The sequence below is a fragment of the Streptomyces sp. NPDC047049 genome, from assembly GCF_040643995.1.
GTDB classification, from domain to species: Bacteria; Actinomycetota; Actinomycetes; order Streptomycetales; family Streptomycetaceae; genus Streptomyces; species Streptomyces mooreae.
Map to the genome: position 1 here is coordinate 140,537 of NZ_JBEYVM010000007.1, position 25,481 is coordinate 166,017.

The 25,481-nt window shown below is 72.1% G+C and carries 25 protein-coding genes; 6 read left to right on the plus strand and 19 right to left on the minus strand.

The window, feature by feature from the left end:
- Positions 1 to 145: 145 nt before the first annotated feature.
- The 3 genes from ABZ851_RS18620 to ABZ851_RS18630 all read right to left on the minus strand — a co-directional run bounded on the left by ABZ851_RS18620 (position 146) and on the right by ABZ851_RS18630 (position 5,025).
- Entirely contained in the window at positions 146 to 3,856 is a 3,711-nt protein-coding gene (locus ABZ851_RS18620) for an AAA family ATPase (protein WP_361128520.1), read from the minus strand.
- 300 nt (positions 3,857 to 4,156) lie between these two features.
- A complete protein-coding gene (locus ABZ851_RS18625; protein WP_006602857.1) occupies positions 4,157 to 4,360 on the minus strand; it encodes a hypothetical protein in 204 nt (67 codons plus the stop codon).
- A gap of 383 nt (positions 4,361 to 4,743) precedes the next feature.
- The gene (locus ABZ851_RS18630) at positions 4,744 to 5,025 is read right to left on the minus strand and encodes an acylphosphatase (RefSeq protein ID WP_088800269.1); all 282 of its coding nucleotides are present in this window, start codon (positions 5,023 to 5,025) and stop codon (positions 4,744 to 4,746) included.
- Between the two features lie 364 nt (positions 5,026 to 5,389).
- On the opposite strand from ABZ851_RS18630, the gene ABZ851_RS18635 reads away from it, so the two are divergent.
- Positions 5,390 to 6,133 (plus strand): CAP domain-containing protein, encoded by a 744-nt coding sequence (locus ABZ851_RS18635; RefSeq protein ID WP_361128524.1) that lies wholly within the window; start codon positions 5,390 to 5,392, stop codon positions 6,131 to 6,133.
- A 176-nt stretch (positions 6,134 to 6,309) separates the two neighbouring features.
- On the opposite strand, the gene ABZ851_RS18640 is transcribed toward ABZ851_RS18635, so the two are convergent.
- Positions 6,310 to 6,915 (minus strand): flavodoxin family protein, encoded by a 606-nt coding sequence (locus ABZ851_RS18640; RefSeq protein WP_361128527.1) that lies wholly within the window; start codon positions 6,913 to 6,915, stop codon positions 6,310 to 6,312.
- 137 nt (positions 6,916 to 7,052) lie between these two features.
- On the opposite strand from ABZ851_RS18640, the gene ABZ851_RS18645 reads away from it, so the two are divergent.
- Positions 7,053 to 7,478: a helix-turn-helix domain-containing protein gene (locus tag ABZ851_RS18645; RefSeq protein WP_361128530.1), complete on the plus strand. Its 426-nt coding sequence runs from the start codon at positions 7,053 to 7,055 to the stop codon at positions 7,476 to 7,478.
- Positions 7,479 to 7,505: 27 nt separating this feature from the next.
- On the opposite strand, the gene mutM is transcribed toward ABZ851_RS18645, so the two are convergent.
- The 9 genes from mutM to ABZ851_RS18690 form a co-directional block, all read right to left on the minus strand.
- Positions 7,506 to 8,432, minus strand: coding sequence for a bifunctional DNA-formamidopyrimidine glycosylase/DNA-(apurinic or apyrimidinic site) lyase (mutM, locus tag ABZ851_RS18650; RefSeq protein WP_361128533.1), 927 nt, complete (start codon positions 8,430 to 8,432; stop codon positions 7,506 to 7,508).
- Between the two features lie 169 nt (positions 8,433 to 8,601).
- Positions 8,602 to 9,420 (minus strand): ribonuclease III, encoded by an 819-nt coding sequence (gene rnc / locus ABZ851_RS18655; protein WP_336050029.1) that lies wholly within the window; start codon positions 9,418 to 9,420, stop codon positions 8,602 to 8,604.
- Positions 9,421 to 9,439: 19 nt separating this feature from the next.
- Positions 9,440 to 9,613: a 50S ribosomal protein L32 gene (gene rpmF / locus ABZ851_RS18660; protein ID WP_003951102.1), complete on the minus strand. Its 174-nt coding sequence runs from the start codon at positions 9,611 to 9,613 to the stop codon at positions 9,440 to 9,442.
- A gap of 2 nt (positions 9,614 to 9,615) precedes the next feature.
- On the minus strand, positions 9,616 to 10,245 hold the full coding sequence (locus tag ABZ851_RS18665; protein WP_336050130.1) for a YceD family protein: 630 nt from the start codon (positions 10,243 to 10,245) through the stop codon (positions 9,616 to 9,618).
- Positions 10,246 to 10,412: 167 nt separating this feature from the next.
- Positions 10,413 to 11,567, minus strand: coding sequence for a cell division initiation protein (locus ABZ851_RS18670; protein WP_361128537.1), 1,155 nt, complete (start codon positions 11,565 to 11,567; stop codon positions 10,413 to 10,415).
- A 127-nt stretch (positions 11,568 to 11,694) separates the two neighbouring features.
- Positions 11,695 to 12,207 carry a pantetheine-phosphate adenylyltransferase gene (gene coaD / locus ABZ851_RS18675; protein WP_088800261.1) on the minus strand — a complete coding sequence of 171 codons (513 nt, stop codon included), beginning with the start codon at positions 12,205 to 12,207 and terminating at the stop codon, positions 11,695 to 11,697.
- Entirely contained in the window at positions 12,204 to 12,803 is a 600-nt protein-coding gene (gene rsmD / locus ABZ851_RS18680; protein WP_336050033.1) for a 16S rRNA (guanine(966)-N(2))-methyltransferase RsmD, read from the minus strand. The genes coaD and rsmD overlap by 4 nt, the downstream gene beginning before the upstream one ends.
- A 158-nt stretch (positions 12,804 to 12,961) precedes the next feature.
- On the minus strand, positions 12,962 to 15,931 hold the full coding sequence (locus ABZ851_RS18685) for a helicase-related protein (RefSeq protein WP_361128541.1): 2,970 nt from the start codon (positions 15,929 to 15,931) through the stop codon (positions 12,962 to 12,964).
- 132 nt (positions 15,932 to 16,063) lie between these two features.
- Positions 16,064 to 17,710 carry a DAK2 domain-containing protein gene (locus ABZ851_RS18690; protein ID WP_361128544.1) on the minus strand — a complete coding sequence of 549 codons (1,647 nt, stop codon included), beginning with the start codon at positions 17,708 to 17,710 and terminating at the stop codon, positions 16,064 to 16,066.
- A gap of 233 nt (positions 17,711 to 17,943) precedes the next feature.
- Between ABZ851_RS18690 and rpmB the strand changes: the two genes are divergently transcribed.
- Entirely contained in the window at positions 17,944 to 18,129 is a 186-nt protein-coding gene (gene rpmB / locus ABZ851_RS18695) for a 50S ribosomal protein L28 (RefSeq protein WP_018087178.1), read from the plus strand.
- A gap of 123 nt (positions 18,130 to 18,252) precedes the next feature.
- Here the strand turns inward: rpmB and thiD are convergent, their stop codons facing one another.
- Together thiD and ABZ851_RS18705 are read right to left on the minus strand one after the other, a co-directional pair.
- A complete protein-coding gene (thiD, locus tag ABZ851_RS18700) occupies positions 18,253 to 19,068 on the minus strand; it encodes a bifunctional hydroxymethylpyrimidine kinase/phosphomethylpyrimidine kinase (protein ID WP_361128548.1) in 816 nt (271 codons plus the stop codon).
- Positions 19,069 to 19,158: 90 nt separating this feature from the next.
- Positions 19,159 to 20,127, minus strand: a complete 969-nt coding sequence (locus tag ABZ851_RS18705; RefSeq protein ID WP_086720456.1) for a thiamine-phosphate kinase — start codon at positions 20,125 to 20,127, stop codon at positions 19,159 to 19,161.
- Positions 20,128 to 20,285: 158 nt separating this feature from the next.
- On the opposite strand from ABZ851_RS18705, the gene ABZ851_RS18710 reads away from it, so the two are divergent.
- Entirely contained in the window at positions 20,286 to 20,519 is a 234-nt protein-coding gene (locus ABZ851_RS18710) for an Lrp/AsnC ligand binding domain-containing protein (RefSeq protein ID WP_088800256.1), read from the plus strand.
- 21 nt (positions 20,520 to 20,540) lie between these two features.
- Entirely contained in the window at positions 20,541 to 21,020 is a 480-nt protein-coding gene (locus ABZ851_RS18715; RefSeq protein ID WP_361128552.1) for a DUF3515 domain-containing protein, read from the plus strand.
- Positions 21,021 to 21,077: 57 nt separating this feature from the next.
- On the opposite strand, the gene ABZ851_RS18720 is transcribed toward ABZ851_RS18715, so the two are convergent.
- The 3 genes from ABZ851_RS18720 to ABZ851_RS18730 form a co-directional block, all read right to left on the minus strand.
- Positions 21,078 to 22,214 carry a D-alanine--D-alanine ligase family protein gene (locus tag ABZ851_RS18720; RefSeq protein ID WP_361128555.1) on the minus strand — a complete coding sequence of 379 codons (1,137 nt, stop codon included), beginning with the start codon at positions 22,212 to 22,214 and terminating at the stop codon, positions 21,078 to 21,080.
- A 141-nt stretch (positions 22,215 to 22,355) separates the two neighbouring features.
- Positions 22,356 to 23,357 (minus strand): NAD(P)H-dependent glycerol-3-phosphate dehydrogenase, encoded by a 1,002-nt coding sequence (locus ABZ851_RS18725; RefSeq protein ID WP_336050041.1) that lies wholly within the window; start codon positions 23,355 to 23,357, stop codon positions 22,356 to 22,358.
- Positions 23,354 to 24,220 (minus strand): lysophospholipid acyltransferase family protein, encoded by an 867-nt coding sequence (locus tag ABZ851_RS18730; protein WP_088800252.1) that lies wholly within the window; start codon positions 24,218 to 24,220, stop codon positions 23,354 to 23,356. Before ABZ851_RS18730 ends, ABZ851_RS18725 begins: the two co-directional genes overlap by 4 nt.
- Positions 24,221 to 24,360: 140 nt before the next feature.
- On the opposite strand from ABZ851_RS18730, the gene cofC reads away from it, so the two are divergent.
- Positions 24,361 to 25,095 (plus strand): 2-phospho-L-lactate guanylyltransferase, encoded by a 735-nt coding sequence (cofC, locus tag ABZ851_RS18735; protein WP_361128559.1) that lies wholly within the window; start codon positions 24,361 to 24,363, stop codon positions 25,093 to 25,095.
- 75 nt (positions 25,096 to 25,170) lie between these two features.
- Here cofC and ABZ851_RS18740 read toward each other — a convergent pair whose 3' ends face one another.
- A complete protein-coding gene (locus ABZ851_RS18740; protein ID WP_088800250.1) occupies positions 25,171 to 25,374 on the minus strand; it encodes a hypothetical protein in 204 nt (67 codons plus the stop codon).
- Positions 25,375 to 25,481 lie beyond the last annotated feature (107 nt).

Genomic DNA, 25,481 nt, shown 5'->3' on the forward strand with positions numbered 1-25,481 from the left:
GAGAGGCAGTTCGTTCAAGTTCTGAACTGATGCGGTGTCGGACACTCCGGGCGATCAAAGGCGGCTCCGAGATGAGCCCCGGCAGACGCCGATTCCGGTCGATATCGCCCCTGACCGACGCGGGCCCGGTCCGCCGCTCCCGCGCTCAGTGCAGCCGCTGGCTGATGACCTTGGTGACGCCGTCCCCCTGCATCGATACCCCGTAAAGGGCGTCCGCGACCTCCATCGTCCGCTTCTGATGCGTGATCACGATCAGCTGGGAGCTCTCCTGCAACTCCTCCATGATCCCGATCAGCCGCTGCAGATTGGTGTCGTCCAGGGCGGCCTCCACCTCATCCATGACGTAGAACGGGCTGGGCCGCGCCTTGAAGATCGACACCAGCAGCGCCACCGCGGTCAGCGACCGCTCCCCACCGGACAGCAGCGACAGCCGCTTGACCTTCTTCCCCGGCGGGCGCGCCTCCACATCCACCCCGGTCGCCAGCATGTCGTCCGGATCGGTCAGCACCAACCGCCCCTCGCCACCCGGGAAGAGCCGTGCGAAGACGCCCTCGAACTCGCGTGCGGTGTCGTGGTAGGCCTCGGTGAAGACCTGCTCCACCCGCTCGTCGACCTCCTTGACCACCTGCATCAGATCGGCGCGGGTCTTCTTCAAGTCTTCAAGCTGCTCGCTGAGGAACTTGTGCCGCTCCTCCAATGCGGCGAACTCCTCCAGTGCCAGCGGATTCACCTTCCCGAGCTGCTGATACGCCCGCTCGGCCGCCTTGAGCCGTTTTTCCTGCTCGGCCCGTACGTAGGGCACCGGCTGGTGGCGGGGATGCTCCGGATCCTCCGGAAGCACCTCGCCGTCGGCGGCCGGCGACGGCGGAACCAGCTGCCCGGGGCCGTACTCGGCCACCAGCCCGGCCGGCTCCACCCCCAGCTCCTCCAGCGCCTTGGTCTCCAGCTGCTCGATCCGCAGCCGCTTCTCCGCGCCCAGTACCTCGCCGCGGTGCATCGAGTCCGTCAGCTTGTCCAGCTCGGACTTCAGTTCCCGGCCCTGGTTGCGCTCGGCCACCAGTGCCTGCTCCCGCTCGGCCTTGGCCCGCTCCGCCGCGCCCCGCTCCTCCTCGGCCCGTACGGCCGATACCTCGACATGGGCCAGCAGCTGCCGGGCACCGGCGGCTACCGCCCCGGCCACCTGCGCCTCGTGCCGCAGCCGTGCGCGCCGCCGCTCGGCCCGCAGCCGCGCCTCGCGTTCGGCGCGCGCCCCCCGGTCCAGCGCGTCCGCCCGCCCGGCGAGCGCCTTGACCCGCTCCTCGTGCGTCCGCGCCTGGAGCCGGGCCTCCATCTCGGTCTGCCGCGCATTGGCACCGTCGGCGGCGAGCCGGTCCCGCACGGACGTATCGGGCTCCTCGTCGCCGACGCCCGGCTCCTCCTCGGCCACCGCAAGGCGCTCGGCCAGCTCCTCGGCCTCCTCGGTGGCCCGCGCCAGCGCCTCCTCGGCCTTGGCCGCCGCCGCGCCGGCCCGCTCGGCCTCCCCCGCGGCCGCCCGCGCCTGCCCGCCGAGCCGGCCGAGGTCCCCGGCGACCTTCGACTTCTCCCGGTCCGCCGCCCGCCACTGCTCGGCCAGCTCCTCCACCAGCGCGGCACCCGCCGTACGGCGTTCCGCCGCGGCCCGCTGCGCTCGCGCCAGCTCCTCGCAGCGCCCCGCCAGCTCCTCCAGCTCGGCGGCCGCCTCGTCGACGGAGGCCTGCACCTCCAGCAGGCTCGGCGCACCGGCGGAGCCGCCGTGTGCGAAATGCGCCCCGAGCAGATCGCCCTCACCGGTCACCGCCGTCAGCTCCGGCCGCGCGGCCACCAGCTCCTCGGCGTCCTCCAGCGTCCCGACCACCACGACGTCCCGCAGCAGCCGGGCCACGGCGGCCGTCAACTCCGCGGGCCCCCGCACCAGTTCCTCGGCCGGTACGGGCCCGGAACGGGGCCCGGGAACGCGGTGCCCGGCGGGCTCGGCGGGCTCGGCGGCGTCCGGTCCCGCGGCCACGCCCCCCGCCGGCACCCGAACGGCGGCCGCGGTGGCCTCCGGGGCCCCGGTGATCTCCCCGTCCTCCGCCGCCCGCGCGGGCGCAGGTACCCGCCCCGCGCCCCGCAGGTCCCCGCTTCCCCCCAGCACCATCGCCGCCCGCCCCGCGTCCTGGGCGCGCAGCAGCCGGATGGCCTCGGCGGCGGTGTCCGGGCCGGTGACGGCGAGGGCGTCCGCAGCCACGCCGAGGGCGGCCGCCACCGGGATCTCGAAACCAGGGGTGACGGTCAGCAGTTCCGCCGCCGGACCGAGCAGGCCGGTGAGCCGGCCGGCGGCGGCCAGCAGCGCACCGGTGCCGTCCTTGCGGCGCAGTCCCAGCGCCAGTGCGTCGTGCCGTGCGGCGGTCGCGGCCCGTTCGCGCTCGGCCGTGCTCAGCGCCTCACGCGCGGCGGAGAGCGCGGACTCCGCCTCCGCCAGGTCGTGGCGGGCCGCCTCGTGCCGCTCGGCGATCTCCTGATCGTCCGCGTCCAGCCCGTCGACCTCGGCCTTGAGCTGTTCGTACGCTTCCTGGGCGGTGGCCGCCCGGCGCCGGGCGTCGTCCCTGGCCTCGGCCAGCCGGCCGATCTCCGCCTGCGCCGAGGCGGCCCGGCCACGGGCGGCGGTGACCTGTCCGCTCAGCCGGGCCAGGCCCTCGCGGCGGTCGGCGAGGGCCCGGGCGGCGTCCCGCAGCCGGCGCTCCTCGTCCGCCAATTGCCGCTCCAGTTCGGCACGGTGTTCGACGGTGTCCTCCAGCGCCCGGCTCGCCGCCTCCAGCGCGGCCGTCAACTCCGCCTCCTGCTCGCGGATCCGGGCCGCCTCGCGCTCCATGTCCTCGGGGTCGCGCCCGTGCCGCTCCTCCGGCGGGGCCGCCGAAGCGCTCTTGACCCGCGCCTCGGCCAGCGAGATCGTGCCGCGCACCCGCTCCGCGAGCTGGGAGAGCTCATGCCAGGTCTGCTGGGCGCGCCGCACCCGAGGGGTCAGGGTGCGCACCTCCTCCTCCAGCGCCGCCTCGTGCTGCTGGGCGGTGCGCAGCCGGGCCTCGGCGGCCTCCTTGCGTTCCTTGAGCGCCGCCTCGTCCGCGATCTCGGCGCGCAGCGCCCGGCGCAGGCTGACGAGGTCGTCGGCGAGCAGCCGCAGCCGGGCGTCCCGCAGGTCCGCCTGGATGACGGCGGCGCGCCGGGCGACCGCGGCCTGCCGCCCCAGTGGCTTGAGCTGGCGCCGCAGCTCATCGGTCAGGTCCTGGACGCGGGCGAGGTTGGCCTTCATCGCGTCCAGCTTCCGCAGCGCCTTCTCCTTGCGCTTGCGGTGCTTGAGGACACCGGCCGCTTCCTCGATGAAGGCCCGGCGCCCCATCGGGTCGGCGTGCAGGACGGAGTCGAGCTGGCCCTGTCCGACGATGACGTGCATCTCCCGGCCGATGCCGGAATCGGAGAGCAATTCCTGGATGTCCAGCAGCCGGCAGGTGTCGCCGTTGATCTGATATTCGCTGCCGCCGTTGCGGAACATGATCCGGGTCAGGGTGACTTCGGCGTATTCGATCGGCAGTGCACCGTCGGCGTTGTCGATGGTGAGCGAGACCTCGGCACGGCCGAGCGGCGGCCGCCCGGTCGTCCCGGCGAAGATGACGTCCTCCATCTTCCCGCCGCGCAGCGACTTGGCTCCCTGCTCGCCCATGACCCAGGACAGCGCGTCCACCACATTGGACTTACCGGAGCCGTTCGGGCCCACGACGCAGGTGATGCCCGGTTCGAACCGGAGCGTCGTGGCGGAGGCGAAGGACTTGAAACCTCGCAGGGTCAGACTCTTGAGATGCACGCCGTGGGACTCTACCGGCCGCCCATCAGGGGACGACCCCCAACATTCCGGCGCCGATCACCCACCCGTACGGCCCCCGGGTATACCGCACCGTTCATTTTCGGTTTCATTGCCGAAAGCGCAGGGCACATCATGCGGTAAGGGAGGGGCGGCACGGCTGAAGTGGCCGGAAGGTCCGAATAGGCCGGAAATCGAAAGAGCCGGAAACGACGAAGGGACGCCGAAGCGTCCCTTGCAGATCTTGAAGAGAGCGGTGCCTCAAGCGGCTGGCGAGCAGCCCTACCGGCCCTGAGGTTGGGGTCAGGTGAGCGCGGGCTCCGCCTGGGGTACGTCGATGTCGAGCATCGAGTCGTCGCGACGTGCGGCAGCGGACAGCATGTCGTTTTCGGCCTGCATCCGAATAAGTTCGGATTCAAGGTCTTGGACGCGCTGCTGAAGCCGTCGCATCTCGGAGAGGACTCGGGGGTCGGAGCCGCCGACGTAACCGAGAAGCGCCTTTGCCATGATGGATGGTCCTCCACAATGAGTGACCGACCGAAGCGGTGTGGGTCGTGAGGGATTCGCACCCGCGGTGCTTGTCATTCTCTGCGTGTACTCAATGCCAAACAGCTAAGGTGCGCGGGGATTCCAGAGTCTCACCAAACGGTTTGACGGTCAACACGATCACGCCCCGTATCCTCGGGCACCTGAGAGTGCGCGGCCGCGAGGGCGCTGCGCCGACTCCCCAGAAAGGTCCCGCGGGGGCGTAGAGATCATCCGTACAGCGGCAGCCTTGCACGGGTCGGCCGGATTGGCAACCACCAGGCCTTATCTCCTGTGAGCAGGCGACAAAGACGCCTGCGCAAGATCGCCTGTGACGGCCGCGGGGACGGTTCCTGCGGACCCGCTCAGCGGATTTCGAAGCCGTCGTAACCGCCGCGGGGCGTGTCCCATATCTCAGTGACTCCGTCGACCCGCCCGGGCGTGTCTCCGGTGCGGAGCCAGTCCAGCAGCGCGTCGCAGTGATCCTTCGGTCCCTCGGCGACCACCTGGACGCGGCCGTCACCGAGATTGACCGCGAATCCGGAGAGTTCGCCGATGCGAAGGGCGTTGGCCCGGGTGAACCAACGGAACCCGACGCCTTGGACCTGACCACGCACCCAGGCGGTCACACGGACATCTTCGTTCATGTGTGCACGTTAACTGGCCAATTGCTCAGCAGTCACTTCTGCCCCTCCGTCATGGCGTACAGTCCCCCGACAAGCGAGGCTCACTCTTACGGGTGAGCCATCTTGACGCCCAAGAGGCTCTGCGGCGGCAGCCGCTCCAGTGGAGCCGGTGCTTGTACCGGTGGAAGGAAGACAGTGGATGGGCCGCCATCGACGCTCTGCTCCCGCAGCCTCCGACGCCCCTGGTGCGGGGCCTGTTGACGCACCGCCGGCCGGACACCCGGGCCCGGCGGCCCAGGGTCTGCGCAGTGGACGTCGCGCGGCCCCGCGTCGCGGGCGGGCCCCCGTACGCACCGGACTGCTCGGCGCCTGTGCGGTGATGGCGATGGGAGCCGTCGCGGTCGCCTCCGGACTGGTCCCGGGCCACGGCCAGTTCGACGGGGGGACGGGCGGCGACCAGGGGGACCGGGTACGGGCCGGCGCGCTGCCGGAGGCCACCGGGCCGCTGGGCGGCGGGTCGGCGAACCCGTCCGACCGTGCCACGGAACAGGCCAGCCGCGGCAGCGCCCGCGCCACGGCCCCCGGCACCGGCCGTCCCTCCTCCCCCACCACCCCCTCGGCGTCCCCCTCTCCGCACCGGACGGCCACCTCCCCCGGGAAGTCCGGGGCCCGCCGGTCCGCCGGGCGCGCCGAGCGGCCGTCGTCGGCCACGCCCGCACGCGGCGCGGCTCCGTCGAAGGCCACCGATACCCCGTCGTCCGCCGAGGCCCAGGTCCTGTCCCTGGTCAACCAGGAGCGCGCCCGGGCCGGCTGCTCCCCCGTCACGGCGGACAGGGAACTGGCGGGGCTCGCACAGCAGTTCAGTGACGACATGGCCCGGCGTGGCTTCTTCGACCACACCGACCCGGACGGCGACACGCCCTGGGACCGCGCCCGTGACGCGGGTATCGACGATCTGGGCGGCGAGAACATAGCCCGCGGCCAGGCCACCGCCCAGGCCGTGATGGACTCCTGGATGAACAGCCCCGGCCACCGCGCCAACATCCTCAACTGCGAGTACAAGACCCTCGGCGTCGGCGCCCATACCGGGCCGGGCGGCCCGTGGTGGACGCAGGACTTCGGCTTCTGAGGCCCGGACGGACGGCGCCCGGCCGGGGCGAGGCAACCCCGACGGCAGGAGACGCCCGCGCCGCCCCGTGATCACGGGGCGGCGCGGGCGTCTCGCTGTGCGGGGGCCGCGAGCGTGCGGGCCTCGCGGGTGTCCCGCGTACCGGAACCGCGGGTCTGGGTCCCCGCGCGCGCCGGTCAGGCGGCGACGGCGGCGCGGCCCGCGGCGAAGATGCGGGCCTGCTCGGCGATACGGCGTCCGAGGTGTTCAGCGGTGGCGATATCGGCCTTGTGGACCGCCTCCGCGCCCTGGTCGTTGTCGGACTGCGCGCCCGCTCCCAGGAAGAACCCGAGCCGGTTGAGGTCGTTCTCCGAGGCGGTGGAGGAGTTCCAGCCGGGGAGCAGGTTGAGGCTGACCCAGCTCATGCCGTGCTGGGCGGCGAGCACCGTGAAGAACTGCAGGGTGTGCAGCTTGTCCCCGCTCTTGGAGGCGGAGTTGGTGAAGCCGGCCGCGAACTTGTCCTGCCAGGCGCGGGTCGCCCAGCGCTTGGCGGTCGCCTCGGCGAAGGTGTGGAACGCCCCGGAGGCCGTCCCCATGTAGGTCGGCGAACCGAAGACGATCGCGTCGGAGGCATCGAGCTGATCCCACTGGGCCTCGGTGATCTCGTCGACCTTGATCAGGTGGACGGTGGCCCCCGCCCCGGCGGCAGCGGCGCGGACGGCCTCGGCCAGTACGGCGGTGTGGCCGAAGCCGGAGTGGTAGGCGACGGAGACAACGGGGGCGGGCAGGGCGGAGCTGGTCACGGCGGTTTCTCCTCAGGGTCAACGACACCCCGGGACGGTCGGCGCCCGGGGTGTCGGGGTGTGATGAGAGAAGAAAAGCACTAACTTTTAGAAAGCGCAATCCATTGGTTAGCGCTGTGCGGGGGTAAGGTGTCGGTATGGCGACCGAGAACCCTGCCGGAACGGCCGAGGAGCCGCCCACCGACTGTGCGGACGACCTGGCCTATGACGTTTTCGCGCGCGACTGTCCCTCCCGTGACGCGCTCAAGCACGTCACCGACCGATGGGGCAGCCTGACACTGGGCGCGCTGCTCGACGGCACCTTCCGCTTCAACGAACTGCGGCGCCGGGTGCAAGGGGTGAGCGAGAAGATGCTGGCCCAGACCCTGCACGCACTGGAGCGGGACGGACTCGTCCACCGCGAGGCGCAGCAGACCAACCCGCCCCGGGTGGATTACGCGCTGACACCACTGGGCCACCAGGTCGCCCGCCAGCTGCAGCTGCTGATCGCCCTGGTGGAGGACCGGATGCCGCAGGTGATCGAGGCCCGGGAGCGCTATGACGCCCGGCACCCCACGGGCTGAGCCGGCGACCGCGCCGGCCTGCCGGGTTCAGCCGCGCGGCGGCCGCTGGCAGCGGGGGCAGAAATAGCTGGACCGGTTCATCCAGGGACGGCGGCGGATCGGGGTACCGCAGCGGCGGCAGGGTTCGTCCTCGCGGCCGTAGGCGTCCAGGGAGCGGTCGAAGTAGCCGGCCTCCTCGTTGACGTTGACATAGAGGCTGTCGAAGCTGGTGCCGCCGACGGCGAGCGCGGCATCCATCACCTCCCGTACGTGGCCGAGCAGTTCGGCGGTGCGCGGGCGGGTGAAGGTCGCGGTCGGCCGCTCGTAGTGGAGCTTGCTGCGCCACAGCGCCTCGTCCGCGTAGATGTTGCCGACGCCGCTGATCAGTGTCTGGTCGAGCAGCGCCCGTTTGATGGTGGTGCGGCGGCGGCGCAGCGCGTCGTGGAAGGCGGTGTCGTCGAAGGCGTCGTCGAGCGGGTCGCGGGCGATGTGCGCGATCACGTCGGGGAGGTGGTCGGCGTCGCCGGGGACGGTGTCGTGCAGCGAGAGGCCGCCGAAGGTGCGCTGGTCGACGAAGCGGAGTTCGGTGCCGAGGTCGTCGGCGAAGCGGAGCCGGATCCGCAGATGCTTCTCGTCCGGGGCGTCCTGCGGCTGGACGAGCAACTGGCCGCTCATCCCGAGGTGGGCGAGGATCGCCAGGCCGTGGGTGACGGACGGCGTGACCCGCGGGGGAAGGCCTTCGGCGGCGGTCTGTGCGGCCGGGCCCCCACCGGTCACCGGGAGCCAGAGGTACTTGCCGCGCCGACGTGCCGCGCCGAGCCGCAGCCCCATGAGCCGGGCCGCGAAATCGGCCGCACCGGCGGTGTGCCGGCGGATCGCGCGCGGATGCCGCACCTCGACCTCGTCGATCGTGCGGCCGCTGACCCAGCGCTCCAGTCCGCGGCGTACGACCTCGACCTCGGGCAGCTCGGGCACAGGACTCCTCGGGGCAACTGGGGGACGACAGCCGCAGCGTACCTCTCGCCTCCGGGGCCCAGGCGCCCGCCCGGCACCGCGCGCACGGGGCTCGGGACAAGAAGGACCCCCGGTGCGCCGAAGCGCAACGGGGGTGGGGTGCCGCGCCGCGGAGGCGTGCGCCGTACGGCTAGCCGGCGGTGTCCTCCGGGACGGTCTCGGCGGGCTCTGCCGCCTTGGCCGCCTCGGCCACCTTGGCCGCCTCGTCCGCCGCGGCGCGGATCTCGCGCCATGCGGATTCGGCCGCCTGCTGCTCGGCTTCCTTCTTGCTGCGGCCGGTGCCGGTGCCGTACGAGACACCACCGACGCGGGCGGCAGCAGTAAAGGTCTTCTCGTGGTCCGGTCCGGTCTCCGTGACCAGGTACTCCGGAACCCCGAGGCCTTCGGTCGCGGTGAGCTCCTGGAGGCTGGTCTTCCAGTCCAGGCCCGCGCCCAGGCTGGAGGACTTCTCGATGAGCGGGTCGAAGAGCCGGTGCACCAGCTCGCCGGCCGCGTCGAGGCCCTGGTCGAGATAGACCGCGCCGATCACCGCTTCCAGGGTGTCGGCGAGGATGGATGCCTTGTCCCGGCCGCCCGTGCCCTCTTCGCCCCGTCCGAGGCGGATGAAGGCACCGAGGTCGAGGCCGCGGCCCACCTCGGCGAGTGCACGCGAGTTGACCACCGCGGCCCGGAGCTTGGCCAGCTGGCCCTCGGGCAGATCGGGGTGGATGCGGTACAGCGTGTCCGTGACCACCAGGCCGAGCACCGAATCCCCGAGGAATTCCAGCCGCTCGTTGGTGGGCAGACCGCCGTTCTCGTATGCGTACGAGCGGTGCGTCAGCGCACGCACCAGAAGGGCGGACTCGAGCTTGTACCCGAGCCGCCCTTCCAGAAGCGTGTGAGACGAGGCCGTGTCCGCCGGAGTCGGTTCATCCCCGCGTTTGCGGGAAGTCGAATTGGCGTCTGACATGAAGCCTGTCACCAGCCGCTCAGACCTCGAGGACCTGGCGCTTGTTGTAGGTGCCGCAGCTCGGGCACGCGATGTGCTGCTGCTTCGGCTCGTGGCAGCGCTCGCACGCCACCAGGGTGGGGACCGCAGCCTTCCACTGCGACCGGCGGTGGCGCGTGTTGCTGCGCGACATCTTCCGCTTCGGAACAGCCACGGCTACTTCTCCTGCTTCTCGTCGACGCCCGCTTCGGCGCCGCCCATGTTGTCCTTCTCGCCGTCCTTGACGGTCCCGGCGAGTCCCTGCAGTGCCGCCCAACGGATGTCGACGGCGTCGTGGTGGTGGTCCGGGTCGTCCGCCAGCCGCACTCCGCACTCGGAGCACAGGCCGGGGCAGTCGTCCTGGCACACCGGCTGCATCGGCAGTGCAAGCACCACCGCGTCACGCAGCACGGGTTCGAGGTCGAACAGGTCGTCCTCGAGGAAGAGGGTGTCCTCCTCGTCCTCGGCGTCGTCGCCGGCGTCCTCATGGACCCTGGCGTCGGCGTCGGGGTAGGCGAACATCTCCTGGAAATCCGCGTCGAGCTCTCGCTCCAGCGGCTCCAGACACCTTACGCACTCCCCCTTGACGGTTGCACGGCCGGTGCCTGTGACAAGCACCCCGTCCATGACCGATTCCAGGCGGAGGTCGAGCTCGATCGGTGCGCCCTCGGGCACGCCGATGACCTCATTGCCGAGGTCCCGGGGGGCCTCGACGGAGCGGGAAGCCCTCTTGAGCGCACCGGGACGCCGGCCCAGCTCGCGTGTGTCGAACACGAGAGGGGAACGGTGGTCGAGGCGGGCGTTGATGGCTTCCTGCTTTCTGTGGGGTTTCCGTGCCGTCCGTATTCCTGCGGGACAGGATCCAGGCAGCAGAGATCGCGGAGATACGCGCGACCGAAGAGCCAGGATACTGGACGGGCCCCGATAGGCCCAATCCGCTCCCGGTCCCCTCCCCGGTCCCCGGGCGGGGCCGCCTACTGGCGTCCCTCTTCGTACGCCCTGAGCTGGTCCAGGTCGATCATGCTGGTGTCGAAGAGGCTGGTCTCGTCCAGGGCGCCGGGCTGCGCGGGGTGGCCGTGCGGGGGCTGCTGGGGCTGCGGGGGCACCTGCTGCTGGAGGTAGGCGTTCGGGTCGTAACCCTGCTGCTGGGCCTGCTGCTGGGCTTGCTGCCAGTCGTAGCCGTACGGGTCCTGGTGCTGGGCGTACGGGACCTCCTGCGGCTGCTGATAGCCGTAGACGTCCTGCTGCGGGTAGGCCGCCGGGTCGGTGTAGTAGCCCTGCTGCTGGAGCTGGGGCTGGAGGGGCTGCTGGTGCTCCTGGGGCTGGGGTTGTGCCTGGGGCATGGGAGGCGCCTGGGGCATCGGGGGTGCCTGGGGCGGCTGCTGCTCCTGCTCGGCGCCGATGCCCGCCAGGCCGGCGAGATAGTCGGCGTCGGCCTGGTGCCCGGCCTGCGGGTCGCCCTGCGCGGCCAGGTGGAGGCCCAGCTCATCGATCGCACGGGCCCCCTGGAGCTTGTCGCGGCCCCGGCCGACCGCCTCCAGCGTCTTGGTCAGTACGGCCTGGAACGCCCCGAACTTGGCGTCCACATAGGCGTCGGCGCGCTGCCGCAGGGTCTCCGGGTCGGCGCTGCGCTCCGGGGGCTGGGTGCCGTCCTCGTCCGGGAAGGCCTGCCCCTCCGACGCCGGGTCGCGGCCGAGCAGCTTCTCGCGGCCACGGTCGACGGAGCCGATGGTCTTGGTCAGCACGACCTCGAAGTTGGCGAGCTTGCTGTCGACGTAGTCGTCGGCCTCGGCACGGATCTCCTCCGCCTCCCGGCGGGCCTCCGCGAGGATCCGGTCCGCCTCGTCCTGGGACTGCCGGGCGACCTCGGTGTCGGAGATCAGCGATCCGCGCTGGGCGTGCGCGGTCTCGATGATCCGCTCCGCCTCCGCCCGCGCCTGCTCGACCATCTGCTCCCGCCCGCCCAGCAGCTCCTGCGCCTGCGCGAGGGAGCCCGGGAGCGCCGCCCGCACCTCCTCCAGCATGGCGAGCAGCTCGGCGCGGTTGACCACGCACGAGGCCGACATGGGCATGGACCGGGCACCGCCGACGGTCGCGACGATGTCGTCGAGCTTCTTCTGCACGTCCACCTTGGACTCGCCACTCTCTGAAGGGGTTGGAACGACGGAACGGGACGACTGTACGTCCACGGCCCCTATCCCCGACACCAACTGACGCCCCATCAGCCGGGCCTCGGGCCGGTGCGCCCGGCGGGCGTCAGCCCTTGTTCCGCAGGCGCTCGGTCAGCGCCTCCAGGACGAACGACGGCACCAGATGGGAGACATCACCGCCCCAGGCGGCGACCTCCTTGACGAGGCTGGAGGAGAGGAAGCTGTAGGTGGGGTTGGTGGGGACGAACAGCGTCTCCACCCCCGACAGGCCGTTGTTCATCTGGGCCATCTGCAGCTCGTAGTCGAAGTCGCTGACGGCGCGCAGCCCCTTGACGATCGCGGGGATGTCGCGCTGCTTGCAGAAGTCGACGAGCAGGCCGTGGAAGGACTCGACCTCCACGTTGCCGTACTCGGCGGTGGCCCGGCGGATCAGGTCGATCCGCTCGTCGACCGTGAACAGCCCCTGCTTGGACTGGTTGATCATCACGGCGACGTGGACGACGTCGTACAGCTTGGAGGCACGGGCGATGATGTCCAGGTGCCCGTTGGTGATGGGGTCGAATGACCCCGGACAGACGGCGCGGCGCAACTCGGGTTCCTCGCTCTCCGATCCGGTCATGACACGCTTACTGACGTCGATTCGGCGGACGTCGAAGCGGCGCGACCGTACCAAAGCGTCCCCTCGCCGTAACGACGGGCCTTGATCGCTGCGAAACCGTCCGGCCAGGGGAACGCGCCGCCTCGGGTACTGCGTTCCACGGTGACGAGTGCGTCGTCGGCAAGCCAGCCCTGACCACGGAGTGTGAGCAGGATCTCGCACAGTTCCGCGTCGGTCACCACATAAGGCGGGTCCAGGAAGACGATGTCGTACGGCTCGCCCGGGGGCGGTGCGGCGGCGGTCTGCTCGGCCTTGCCGGCCCGGACGTCGGCGCCCGGGAGGCCGACCGCACGGACGTTGTCCCGGATGGTGCGCACGGCGCGGGCATCGGCCTCGACCAGCAGGACGTGTGCGGCGCCGCGGGAGAGCGCTTCCAGGCCGACCGCGCCGGAGCCGCCGTACAGGTCGAGCACCCGGGCGCCGCCGAGCGGCCCGTCGAGGGATTCCCAGGTGGAGAACATGCCCTCGCGCGCACGGTCGGACGTCGGGCGGGTGCCGTTTCCCGGGGGTACGGCCAGGCGGCGGCCGCCGGCCGTACCGGCGATCACGCGGGTCATGGGCCCGTCCTTACGTTGCGCGTGGTCGGTGAGGAGGAGCCGGGCGGGCTCCGCTCCTCCACGATATTCCGTCGGCCGGGGCCCGGCGTCCGGCCGGGGCTTCCCGGAGGCGCACCCGGTGGTGATCGATCTCACCCGGCACGGGCCGCGGACCCGGCTCACCCCTTGTCCAGATACTGCTCCCGGTCCTCGTCCAGCAGGGCGGACAGGGCGATCCGCAGCTCCGGATATCCGGTCAGCCCGGGGTCGGCGGTGACCAGCGCGGTGGCCTCCTCGCGGGCGGCCGCGATCACCTCCTCGTCCTCGATGACGGCGAGCATCCGCAGCGACGAGCGGACGCCGGACTGGGCCTGGCCCAGGACATCGCCCTCGCGTCGCTGTTCCAGGTCGATACGGGAGAGTTCGAAGCCGTCGAGGGTGGCGGCCACCGCGGCGAGCCGGGCGCGGGCCGGGCTGGCCTCGGGCATCTCGCTGACCAGCAGGCACAGGCCGGGCGCGGCGCCACGGCCGACCCGGCCGCGGAGCTGGTGCAGCTGGGAGACGCCGAAACGGTCGGCGTCCATGATCACCATGGCGGTGGCGTTCGGGACGTTCACCCCGACCTCGATGACGGTCGTCGCCACCAGCACATCCAGCTCACCGGCGGCGAACCGGCGCATCACGTCGTCCTTGTCGTCGGGTGCCATCCGGCCGTGGAGGACCGCCACCCGCAGCCCGGCGAGCGGCCCCTCGGCGAGCTGCCCGGCGATGTCGAGCACCGCGAGCGGAGGCCGCTTCTCCTCCGCGTCCTCCGGTGAACCCGCCTGGTCCGCGGCCCCCTTGGAGCCGGCCGCCTTCTTCGCCCCCTTGGGCGCGTCCTCCTCGTCGCCGATCCGGGGGCACACCACATAGCCCTGGTGTCCGGCCGCCACCTCTTCGCGGACCCGCTCCCAGGCGCGGGCGAGGAAGTGCGGCTTGTCCTTGGCGGGCACCACATGGGTGGCGATCGGCGAGCGTCCGGCGGGGAGTTGGTCCAGGACGGAGGTCTCCAGATCGCCGAAGACGGTCATGGCGACCGTGCGCGGAATGGGGGTCGCCGTCATGACCAGGAGGTGCGGCGGTTGCTTGCCCTTGCCGCGCAGCGCGTCCCGCTGCTCGACGCCGAAGCGGTGCTGTTCGTCGACCACGACCAGGCCCAGGTCGTGGAACTGCACCTTGTCCTCGATCAGGGCATGGGTGCCGACGACGATGCCGGCCTCGCCGGTGACCAGGTCGAGCAGCGCCTGCCGGCGGGCGGCGGCGCCCATGGACCCGGTCAGCAGCACCACCTTGGTGCCCTGCTCCGCGCCGCCGAGCATCCCGCCCTCGGCCAGCTCCCCCATCATCTCGGTGATCGAGCGGTGGTGCTGCTGGGCAAGGACCTCGGTCGGCGCCAGCATCGCGGCCTGGCCGCCGCTGTCGACCACACCGAGCATGGCGCGCAGCGCGACCATGGTGTTGTGGGTGACGGTGAAGTGGTCGGTCACATAGGCGTGGTCCGGGTGCCGGACGCTGATGCACTGGACGGGTTTGCGGCCGACGTACTCGATGGCCCGGATCGCGCGCCCGAAGCCCGCCCCGCCCTCCTCCGGCAGCGCCACGTCGACGTCGTACGCCCCCTCCCCCACGGCGCTCAGCAGCGCCCGTCCGCCCAGCGAGCGCACCAGCCATGCGAGGTCGTCGGCCAGCGGGCGGTGCGCGGCACGGAACACCGCGGCGGCACCGGCGGGTCCGTTTCCGGCCTCCAGCAGGCCCCGCAGCACGGCCAGCCGGTCCTTGAGCGGCGCATTGCGGTAGGCGTCCGGCACCCGGGCCGCCGGGTCGCGGTCCGCGGCCAGCCCCCGGCCCAGCAGATACGGGTCGAGCGGCCGGTCCCCGCCGTCGTCGAGGTCCACCGCTACGGCCGCGGCGACGGTCCACCGGGGGCGGCCGTCGGAGCCGTTCAGGTCCTGGCGCAGCTCGTGGGTGGTCAGCACCTTCTCCTCGGTGTCGCCGTCCCCGACGATCCACAGATGCTCGTCGTCGCACTCGACGGCGCTGCCGTCCGAGAGCACCAGCCGCCACACCTCGCGCTCGCCCTGCGGGAAGACGCCGTCCACCACGGCGAGCTCACCGCTGGGCACCACCACTTCGGTGCCGACGGTCATCTCGCCCATGGGACGAAAGCCGCGCGGTGTCAGCACCAGCGCGTCCAGCGGCTGGGCCTTGCCGGAGCCCACCTCGCCCTGGAGGAGGCGGTGCATGGGGTGTTCGGTCGCCAGGTCGTCGAAGATCTCCCGGCTGACCTTCCGCTGGCCGTCGGTGAGCGTGAAGGGCAGCTTCGCGTCGAAGGCGTCGAGGATGCCGCCGGCGGTCGACGTCCTCGCCACCGCGGGGAGTTGGGTCTCGGCGAGGCGGCGCCGGGCGAGGGCGACCTGCAGGACGAACGCCTCGTCCCACTTCAGCCGGTCCCGCGCGGCGGCGACATCGGCCTTGCTCGCCGGGCGGTGGATCTTGAGCAGTGCCTCGGTGAGCGGGACCAGCTCCCGGCCGTCCCGGAGCGCTCCGGGCAGCGGGTCGACGGCGTCGCGCGCGCTGGGCAGCACCGCGTCGACCGCTTTGGAGATCTTCCAGGACGCCATCTGCTGGCAGGCCGGGTAGATCGGCAGGAGCTGGCCGGCGAAGGCGCTCACCGCATCCGCCCCGCCCTCGGCGTCGCCGTCGAGGAGCTCGTAATCGGGGTGGGCGAGCTGGAGTTTGTGGTTGAAGACCGACACCTTGCCGGCGAACATCGCCCGGCGTCCGGGCAGCAGATCCTTGTGCGGCTTGTGGATGCCCTTGCCGAAGAAGACCAGCCGGAGCCGGCCGCTGCCGTCGGTGAGCGTCACTTCGAGGCGCTGTCCCCTGCCGCCGTTGAACTTCAGTACCCGGGAGTCCGCGACCTGGGCGACGACCGTGACGTGTTCGTCCAGCGGGAGGTCCGAGAGGCGGGTCAGTTCGCCGCGCTCGGCATAGCGGCGCGGGTAGTGGTGCAACAGGTCGCCGACCGTATGCAGGTCGAGATGCTCGGCCAGCACCTTTGCGGTGGTGCCACCGAGGATTTTCTTGAGAGGTTCGTCGAGCGCTGCCACGCCTCTATTGCACACCACGCCTGTGACAATCGCGGCCGGCTCACCCGCCCGGCGCGCTCCCACCGGCCCCGCACGCTCGCGCGGCCCCGGCACTCACCCCGGCCGCACGCTCACCCCGGCCCGCCCGCGCGCTCACTCCACGCCGATGAGCAACGGCGCGGCGTGCTGGCCCCCGTCGTAGACGACCGTGTCCACGGCGAGATGACGCTCGCGGACGTACTCCTCCAGCCGCCCGGCGAGCCCGTCGGGCGCCTTCGCGCCGAGGACCAGGGTCACCATCTCCCCGCCCGCCGACAACATCCGGTCGAGCACCGTCATCGCGGTGCCGGTGAGGTCGGAGCCGATCACCGCGACATCGCCGTCGATCAGGCCGAGGACGTCCCCGGCCTGGCAGACGCCGGCCATCGTCCACGACTGCCGCTCGGCGAGGGCCAGCTCGGCGTAACGGGTGGCACCCGCGGCCGCGGTCATCGCGACCACGTCCTCGTCGAAGCTGCGGCCCGGTTCGTGCACGGCCAGCGCCGCGAGGCCCTGGACGGCGGAGCGGGTGGGGATGAGCGCGACCCGTACGCCTTCGGCGCGGGCCTCCTCGGCGGCGGCCGCCGCGGTGTGCCGCAGCTCGGCGTCGTTCGCCAGCAGCATCACCTCCCGGGCGTGCGCCTGCCGGATCGCCTGCACCAGTTCGCCGCTGGCGGGCGGCTCCCCGGGGCGTACCGGGACGGGGGTCGCGCCGGCCTGGGCGCACAGTCCGGCGAGCCCGGCACCCGGCACCACCGCGACCACGGCCCGCGCCGTCATCTCCGGTTCCTTGGTGCGGGCGCCGCCGAAGTGCGTGATCCGGATCCGGTACGGGCGGCCCGCCTCGATGCCGGCCTCCACGGCGGCGCCCGCGTCGTCGACATGGACGTGGACGTTCCACAGGCCGTCCCCGCCGACCACCACCAGGGAGTCGCCGAGCCCGTCGAGCCGGGCCCGCAGCCCCGCCACGGCGTCGTCGTCGGCCTCCAGCAGATAGATCACCTCGAAGGCGGGCCCCGCCGGGTCGCCCCGGCCGTCCGCCACCGCCACCCGGCCCGCGACCTCGCAGCCGGCCGGCTCCGGGAGCGGGGCATCGGCGCGTACCGCGACCGGCACCGCCGAAACCTCTCCGGACAGCACATCGGCGAGCGCGCCCAGCAGCGCGACCAGTCCGCAGCCGCCGGCGTCCACGACACCCGCCCTGCCCAGCACCGCGAGCTGCCCGGGGGTCTGCTGCAGGGCGCTGCGGGCGCCTTCGTGGGCGGCGCGGGCGACCCCGGCGGCCCCGGCATCGTTGCCCGCGGCCCGCTCCGCGGCATCGGCGGCGGCGGTCGCCACCGTCAGCACGGTGCCCTCCACGGGGTGGGCGACGGCCTCGTAGGTCGATGCGGCGGCCCGGCGCAGCGCCCGCCGCAGGGCGTCGGCGGAGCCGTCGGTGGCGGCCAGCACCTCGGTCATCCCGCGCAGCAGCTGCGCCACGATCGTGCCGGAGTTGCCGCGTGCCCCGATGAGGGCGCCGTGCGCCATGGCGCCGATGGCATCGGCGAGACGGGGGGCGGTGCCGGCCGAGGCGTGCCCGTCGAAGGCGGCCTCGACCGCGCGGGCCGCCGATTCGAGGGTCAGATAGAGGTTCGTGCCGGTGTCGCCGTCGGCCACCGGGTAGACGTTGATCGCGTCGATCCGCTCGCGTTCCCGTCCCAGCGCCTCCAGTGCCAGTCCGCACCAGGAGCGGACCGCGGCGGCGTCGAGCGGGTACGGCACGTCGTCCTCCTGAGTCGCGGGATGCCACCGCACAGTAGCCGCGCTGCGGGGTCGGGGCCGGGGCGGGGGCCGGTGGGTGCGTGGTAGTTTCGCTCTACGGGAGCGGCCGTTGTATGCTGCTCCGGTTGCCCGATGCGAATCGGGCCATTCCTCTCCTGACGGTGTCGTTCGGGCAATGCACTCGGCTCGTCGGGATTTCACCGTAAGTGCATCTGAAGTCTTTGGAGTGACCCGTGGCTGCCAACTGCGACGTCTGCGGCAAGGGGCCGGGCTTCGGCAAGAGTGTCTCGCACTCGCATCGCCGTACCAACCGTCGTTGGAACCCCAACATCCAGACGGTGCGTGCAGTGATCGGGCGCACGCCGAAGCGGCTGAACGCTTGCACCTCGTGCATCAAGGCCGGCAAGGTCTCGCGCTGACGTCTTAGCCGTAGCGCAGCCCAGCCGGTTGCTTGGGAAGCCGGTCCACCTTCGTGGTGGACCGGCTTCTTCCTTTTCCGGGACAGGGCACCGCGGCCCCGCGCCCGGCCGCGGTGCGCCCCCTCAGTGCGCGTCGCGCCGGTTCCATCGCCAGCCGTGGTCCACGGGGCCGATGCCCGCGCCCAGCCGGAAGCCGGCCGCGAGGGCGCCGGTGACGTAGTCCTTCGCGGCCGCGGCGGCCTGCGGGACCGTATCCCCCTTGGCGAGCTGCGCGGCGAGCGCGCCGGCGAGGGTGCAGCCGGTGCCGTGGGTGTGCCGGTTGTCGTGCCGCGGGGCGCGCAGCCAGTGCTCCTCGGTGCCGTCGGTGAGCAGGTCGACGGCGCTCTCGCCGCGGCCGGCGGGGAGATGGCCGCCCTTGATGAGCGCCCAGCGCGGACCGAAGTCCAGGATCGCGGCGGCCGCCCGGCGCATATCGGCCTCCTCCTCGACGCGGATACCGGTCAGCTGGGCGACCTCGTCCAGGTTGGGGGTGGCGACGGTCGCCGTCGGCAGCAGCGCGCCGCGGACCGCGTCCAGGGCTGTGGCGGCGAGCAGGGCGTCGCCGTGCTTGGAGACCCCCACCGGGTCGATGACGACGGGGGCCCGCAGCCCGGCGAGCAGGTCGGCGACGGTCTCGACGAGTTCGGCCGAGGAGAGCATCCCGGTCTTCACCGCCTGGACGCCGATGTCGTCGACGACGCTGCGGAACTGGGCCCGTACGGCCTCGGCCGGCAGCTCCCACGCGCCCTGTACGCCCAGGGAGTTCTGGGCGGTGACGGCGGTGACCACGCTCATTCCGTGGGTGCCGAGTGCCAGCATCGTCTTGAGGTCGGCCTGGATGCCCGCGCCGCCGCCGGAGTCGGACCCGGCGACGGTCAGGACGCGTGGAGGTATGTGCATACCGCCGAATCTACTCGGCGGCGCCCCGCGGTCCCGCGGGCGCCCGTGGTGCCACCGCCCGTGGCATCGCCGCCCGTGGCCGTACGCGGCCTATTCGGCATCCCCGTTGTCGCCGAAGTGGTCCCAGCCGGCCTTCACCCAGGGGGCGCCGTCCACCGTCACCTGGGGCAGCGCGGAGGGGTGGAGCACTTCGCCGATGACCTTCCACCGGGCGGGCAGCTTCACGTCGGGCGGGAAGGTGGCGACGATCGCGTGGTCCTCGCCGCCGTTGAGCACCCACTGCATCGGGTCCACGCCGACGGCCGTGCCGATGTCGGACATCTGCGAGGGGATGTCGATACCGGCGGACCGCAGGTCGATCCGGACCTTGCTGGCCTCGGCGATGTGCCCGAGGTCGGCGACCAGGCCGTCGCTGACGTCCGTCATGGCGGTGGCGCCGAGTCCGGCGGCGGCCGGGCCCGCGTGGTACGGCGGCTCGGGGCGGCGGTGGGCCTCCACGAAGGCGCGCGGCGAGCGGAAGCCGCGGGAGAGGACGGCATGCCCGGCGGCGGACCAGCCGAGCCAGCCGGTCACCGCGACCACATCGCCGGGCTGGGCGCCGGCCCGGGTGACCGGCTCCTGGTTGCGCAGATCGCCGAGCGCGGTGATGGAGACGGTGATGGTGTCGCCGCGCACCACGTCCCCGCCGACGACCGCGGCGCCGGCCACCTGGCACTCGTCGCGCAGCCCGTCCATCAGCTCGGTCGGCCAGGTGGCGGGGAGTTCCGCGGGCACCACCAGGCCGAGGAGGATCGCCGTGGGCACCGCGCCCATCGCCGCGATGTCGGCGAGGTTCTGCGCGGCGGCCTTGCGGCCGACGTCGTAGGCGGTGGACCAGTCGCGCCTGAAGTGCCGGCCCTCCAGGAGGATGTCGGTGCTGGCGACCACCCTCCGGTCCGGCGCGGTGACCACCGCGGCGTCGTCACCCGGCCCGATCCGTACGGCCGGAGTGGTGGTGAGCCGGGAGGTGAGCTCCCTGATCAGCCCGAACTCCCCCAGCTCGCCCACGGTGCCCTTCATGCTGTTGCCCTTCCCATGTGTACGGACGGTCCGTACGTGGCTGACGACTGTGCCGTACTTGCCGTGTTCACCGCGCGGGTCTCCCCGCTCCGCCCGGTGACGCGGTACCGTGGCGTCCCTTCTTCCCACATGATCCTCGTAGCCGCCCTGGAGGTTCCGTGGTACAGGCCTACATCCTGATCCAGACCGAGGTCGGCAAGGCCTCGGCGGTAGCTGAGACGATCTCCACGATCCATGGTGTGCTGCAGGCCGAGGATGTGACCGGTCCCTACGACGTCATCGTGCGCGCTCAGGCCGGCACGGTCGATGAGCTGGGCCGCATGGTGGTCGCGAAGGTCCAGCAAGTGGAAGGCATCACGCGCACCCTTACCTGCCCGGTCGTCCATCTCTAGCACCCCCGTATCCTCGGCCGGGTGATCTCTACGCGCCGCCGGTACCTGGCTCTTCCGGTGCTCACCGTGCTCTTCGCCGCGGTGAGCTGTTCCTCTTCCGAGGAGGTGGCCGTGCCCTCTCCCAAGGGTGCGGCGGCGCGGTACTGCAAGGCGCTGCACAAGGAGTTGCCGTCGACCGTGGACGGGCTGAAGCGGGGTACCCCCGAGCCCGTATCCGACTTCACTGCCATATGGGGCGATCCTGCCGTGAAACTGCGCTGCGGGGTACCGAAGCCCGACGTCCTGACGTACGGGAGTGAACATTACAACCCCCGTGCCGACGCGGCGGAAGTCAACGGGGTCGAATGGCTCTTTGAGAAGCAGGACGACGGTTACCGCTTCACGACGGTGCTGCGCAAGGCCTACGTCGAGGTGACCGTTCCCGGGAAGTACGCCCCCGAGGTCGATGTGCTCACCGATCTCGGGAGCGCCGTGAAGAAGACGGTTCCCACCGGGGTGTAGGGCCCTGGGGCCACTCCCCCGGAAGGGCGGACCGGCGGCCCGGCACGGGCAGTCGGCTCAGCGCAGTCCCGTGGAGCGCTGCAGTGCGGCCTGCAGGAGCCGGTCGATCAGCTCCGGGTAGCTCACACCGCTCTCCTGCCACATCCGCGGGTACATCGAGATGGGCGTGAAGCCGGGGAGCGTGTTGATCTCGTTGATCACGAACTCGCCGTTGTCCTGCAGGAAGAAGTCCGCCCGCACCAGGCCTTCGCAGGACGCCGCCTCGAAGGCCGCGACGGCCAGCTCCTGGACCTTCGCGGTCTGCTCCTCGCTCAGCGGGGCCGGCACGATCCCGTCCGCCGAGTCGATGTACTTGGCCTCGAAGTCGTAGAAGTCGTGCGCGGTGACCGGCGGAATCTCGGCCGGCACGCTGGCCCGCGGGCCGTCCTCGAACTCCAGCACCCCGCACTCGATCTCGCGGCCGCGCAGCAGCGACTCCACGAGGATCTTGGGGTCGTGCCGGCGGGCCTCCTCGATCGCCTCGTCCAGGCCGCCGAGGTCGTCGACCTTGGTGATGCCCATGGACGAGCCGGCCCGGGCGGGCTTCACGAAGAGCGGCCAGCCGTGCTCGCCGGCGAAGTCCACGATCTTCCTGCGGGCGGCCGCGGGATCCTTGTCCCACTCGCGGGGGCGGATGACCTCGTACGGGCCGACCGGCAGCCCGAAGGAGGTGAACACCCGCTTCATGTAGTCCTTGTCCTGGCCGACGGCGGAGGCGAGCACGCCCGAGCCGACGTAGGGCACACCGGAGAGCTCCAGCAGGCCCTGCAGGGTGCCGTCCTCGCCGTAGGGGCCGTGCAGCACGGGGAAGACGACGTCGACCTCGCCCAGCGCCTTGGGGACCGAGCCCGGCTCGCTGTAGACGACCTCACGGTTGGTGGGGTCGACGGGGAGCACCACGGCGCCCTCGGTGGACTCGGCGAGCGCGGCCACCGAGGGCAGCTGCCGGTCCGCGATGGCCATCCGCTCGGGGTCGTCGGCGGTCAGCGCCCAGCGGCCGTCGGTGGTGATGCCGATGGGCAGCACGTCGTACTTCTCGCGGTCGATGGCGCGCAGCACGGCGCCGGCCGTGAGCACGGAGATCGCGTGCTCGGAGCTGCGGCCGCCGAACACGACGGCGACGCGGGGCTTGTGTGGGGAGGTCTCGCTGCTCATATCGGGTTGAGGGTACCTGCTGACCGGCGCGGAGTCAGTGCTGTGGCGGCCGTTGGTGGCGTCGCGCCGACGGCCGCCACAGGGGCCGGGGGCCGGGCACCCGGACGGAACGGGACCGGACCGGACGTTTCGGCTCCGGTTTCAGTGCCGTTCGGACTTGGCGCTGCGCGACATCAGTTCCTTGAGGGCGACCATCGGCGGCTTGCCCTCGTGGACGATCTCCACGACCGTCTCGGTGAGCGGCATGTCCACGCCGTGCCTGCGGGCCAGATCCCGTACGGATTCGCAGGACTTGACACCCTCGGCGGTCTGCTTGGTGACCGCGATGGTCTCCTGCAGCGTCATCCCGCGGCCGAGGTTGGTGCCGAAGGTGTTGTTGCGCGACAGCGGCGAGGAGCAGGTGGCGACGAGGTCGCCCATGCCGGCCAGCCCGGCGAAGGTGTGCGCGTCGGCGCCCATGGCCAGGCCGAGCCGGGTGGTCTCGGCCAGACCGCGGGTGATCAGGGACGCCTTGGCGTTGTCGCCCAGGCCCATGCCGGTGGCGATGCCGACGGCGAGTGCGATGACGTTCTTGACCGCGCCGCCCAGTTCACAGCCCACCACGTCGGTGTTGGTGTACGGGCGGAAGTACGAGGTGTGGCAGGCGGTCTGGAAGCGCCGGGCGACCGCCTCGTCGGCGCAGGCCACCACGGCGGCGGCGGGCTGCCGGGCGGCGATCTCCTTGGCGAGGTTGGGCCCGGTCAGCACCGCGACGCGCTCCGCGGGGACCTTGGCCACCTCCTCGATGACCTCGCTCATGCGCTTGGCCGTGCCCAGTTCGACGCCCTTCATCAGGGAGACCAGGACCGTCCCGTCGGGCAGCAGCGGCGCCCATTCGGCGAGATTGCCGCGCAGCGTCTGGGCGGGCACCGCCAGCACCGCGAACTCCGCGCCGCGCGCCGCCTGTGCCGGGTCGGTGGTGGCCCGTACGGACGCGGGCAGCTCGACCCCCGGCAGGTAGTCGGGGTTGGTACGGCCGTTGTTGATGGCGTCGACCAGGGCCGTACGGCGTCCCCACAGGGTCACCTCGCATCCCGCGTCGGCGAGCACCATCGCGAAGGCGGTACCCCAGGACCCCGTGCCGTAGACGGCGCAGCGCGTCACTTGCTTTCATCCTCCTGTGCCTGCTGGGTGCTTCGGGCCTGCTGCGGGCCGACGGCCGGTTCCGGGGCGGCGGCCCGCTCGGCGGGAGCCCGGTCCGCAGCGGCGCCCTGAACCGCCTTGGCGGCTTCCCGGGCGGCGCGGCGCTCCCGGGCGATCGCCTTGCGCCAGTCGTACGGTTCGGCCGGCGCGGGCTCGCCGCGCACGACGGCCAGCTGCTCGGTGATCGCGGCCATGATGACCTCGGTGGCGGCCCGCAGCACCTCGGCGGTCGGCTCCTGGTCGTAGAACGCGCTCAGGTCGACCGGCGGCCCGGCCTGCACCCGCAGCGTCTTGCGCGGCAGGAGGCGGAGCTTCTTCTCCTTGGCGTACGGCGGCATCGCGTCGTTGGCGCCCCACTGCGCGACGGGAATGACCGGCGCCTTGGTCAGCAATGCCACCCGGGCCGCACCGGTCTTGCCCTGCATGGGCCACAGCTCGGGGTCGCGGGTGAGGGTGCCCTCGGGGTAGAAGGCGACGCATTCGCCCTTCTCGATGGCGCTGACTGCGGCGCGGAAGGCGGTGGCGGCGTCGGTGGTTTCCCGGTAGACGGGGATCTGCCCGGTGCCGCGCATCATCAGGCCGACAAAGCCGCTCTTGAAGAGCCCGGCCTTGGCGAGGAATCGGGGGACCCGCCCGGTGTTGTACTGATAGTGCGCATAGGAGAGCGGATCAAGATACGAGTTGTGGTTGACCGCGGTGATAAATCCGCCGTCGGCCGGAATGTGCTCCATTCCCTGCCAGTCCCGCTTGAACAGAACCAAGAGCGGCGGTTTGCAGATGACCGCGGCCAAGCGGTACCAGAAGCCGATTCTGCGGCGGGACACTGGGACACCCTCCTTGTGGGACCTGCAAAGCTGCTGCGGGCCGGCAGCCGCACAAGTGTCGCCCCAGGTACCCGCTATGTCGAGGACACCGTAACCCCGCCGCTCCCGGAGAGCGGCGGCAGCAGGTGACAATGGCGCCGATGCGACGAGACGGAGCGGATGTGGGCTGGAGCCTGGTGGTACCGCTGAAACCGCTGCTGCGGGCCAAGAGCAGGCTCTCCCGGGCCGCTGGGGAGGAGTTTCGGCCACGTCTGGCCCTCGCGTTCGCCCTGGACACCGTGACAGCGGCGCTGGCCTGCAAGGACGTCCGGGATGTGGCGGTTGTCACGGACGACCGGGTGGCCGGTGAGCGACTGGCGGCGCTGGGCGCGCGCATCGTGCCCGACACACCGGCCGGCGGGCTCAACGCGGCGCTGGCCCATGGCGCGGGCGCGGTCCGGGCGCGTCGCCCGGGCGCGGCGGTCGCCGCGCTGAACGCCGATCTTCCGGCGCTGCGCCCCGCCGAGCTGGAACAGGTGCTCCATTCCGCTTCGCTATTTCCCCGTGCATTTCTCGCGGATGCGGCGGATATCGGGACAACACTTCTGACCGCGACTTCCGGCGTGGAATTGGAACCGGCATTCGGAGGTGCGTCCCGGGCCCGTCACCTGGCATCCGGCGCCCGGGAGATCATCACGTCCACGGTGCCCTCGGTACGCCGGGACGTGGACACCGGCGAGGATCTGCTGGCCGCGCTGGCACTGGGCGTGGGCCCGCACACGGCGCTCCAGGCGCCGCATCTGGCGGGCGTGGCGGGCCGGTCCGCCACGGTCACCGAGGCGCCGGACGGCTCCTCGCGGCTGCTGCCGCCGCAGGTCAGAGCGTCCGGGGCGTGATCGCTCAACGCGTCCGGGGTGCGATCGGCCAACGCGTCCGGAGTCGATCGGTCAAGGCCCCCGCAGCGGGACCGGTCAGAGCGTCTGGAGCGTGATCAGGGCGATATGCCGGTCGTCCCCTTCGCCGGTGACGTCGATACGGACGCGCTGACCGGGCCGCAGCAGCAACAGACCGCCGGCGTCGAAGGCCGCCGCGTCGAAGGGCAGCGGGGTGCCGTCGTCGAGCAGCACGCTGCCGGAGCGGGTCTGGGAGTCGTACGTATACGCGGTGGCCTGCATGGGAGAAAGCCTAGACGAGCGGCCCCGGCCCCCTCCTCCCGCCCGTGGACCGGGAGAACCCGCAAAGGGCCGGGCAGGTGGCCGCCCGTGAAGGGCCCCGAACGCAC

Excerpts from the sequence above, each read along its gene's own strand:
- ABZ851_RS18625 (WP_006602857.1), bottom strand. The coding sequence starts at position 4,360 with ATGGCAAAGGCGCTTCTCGGTTACGTCGGCGGCTCCGACCCCCGAGTC.
- coaD (WP_088800261.1), bottom strand. The coding sequence starts at position 12,207 with ATGACCGGATCGGAGAGCGAGGAACCCGAGTTGCGCCGCGCCGTCTGT.
- rnc (WP_336050029.1), bottom strand. The coding sequence starts at position 9,420 with ATGTCAGACGCCAATTCGACTTCCCGCAAACGCGGGGATGAACCGACT.
- ABZ851_RS18630 (WP_088800269.1), bottom strand. The coding sequence starts at position 5,025 with ATGAACGAAGATGTCCGTGTGACCGCCTGGGTGCGTGGTCAGGTCCAA.
- ABZ851_RS18720 (WP_361128555.1), bottom strand. The coding sequence starts at position 22,214 with ATGAGCAGCGAGACCTCCCCACACAAGCCCCGCGTCGCCGTCGTGTTC.
- cofC (WP_361128559.1), top strand. The coding sequence starts at position 24,361 with ATGCGACGAGACGGAGCGGATGTGGGCTGGAGCCTGGTGGTACCGCTG.
- rsmD (WP_336050033.1), bottom strand. The coding sequence starts at position 12,803 with ATGACCCGCGTGATCGCCGGTACGGCCGGCGGCCGCCGCCTGGCCGTA.
- ABZ851_RS18645 (WP_361128530.1), top strand. The coding sequence starts at position 7,053 with ATGGCGACCGAGAACCCTGCCGGAACGGCCGAGGAGCCGCCCACCGAC.
- thiD (WP_361128548.1), bottom strand. The coding sequence starts at position 19,068 with ATGCACATACCTCCACGCGTCCTGACCGTCGCCGGGTCCGACTCCGGC.
- ABZ851_RS18740 (WP_088800250.1), bottom strand. The coding sequence starts at position 25,374 with ATGCAGGCCACCGCGTATACGTACGACTCCCAGACCCGCTCCGGCAGC.
- ABZ851_RS18705 (WP_086720456.1), bottom strand. The coding sequence starts at position 20,127 with ATGAAGGGCACCGTGGGCGAGCTGGGGGAGTTCGGGCTGATCAGGGAG.
- ABZ851_RS18635 (WP_361128524.1), top strand. The coding sequence starts at position 5,390 with ATGGGAGCCGTCGCGGTCGCCTCCGGACTGGTCCCGGGCCACGGCCAG.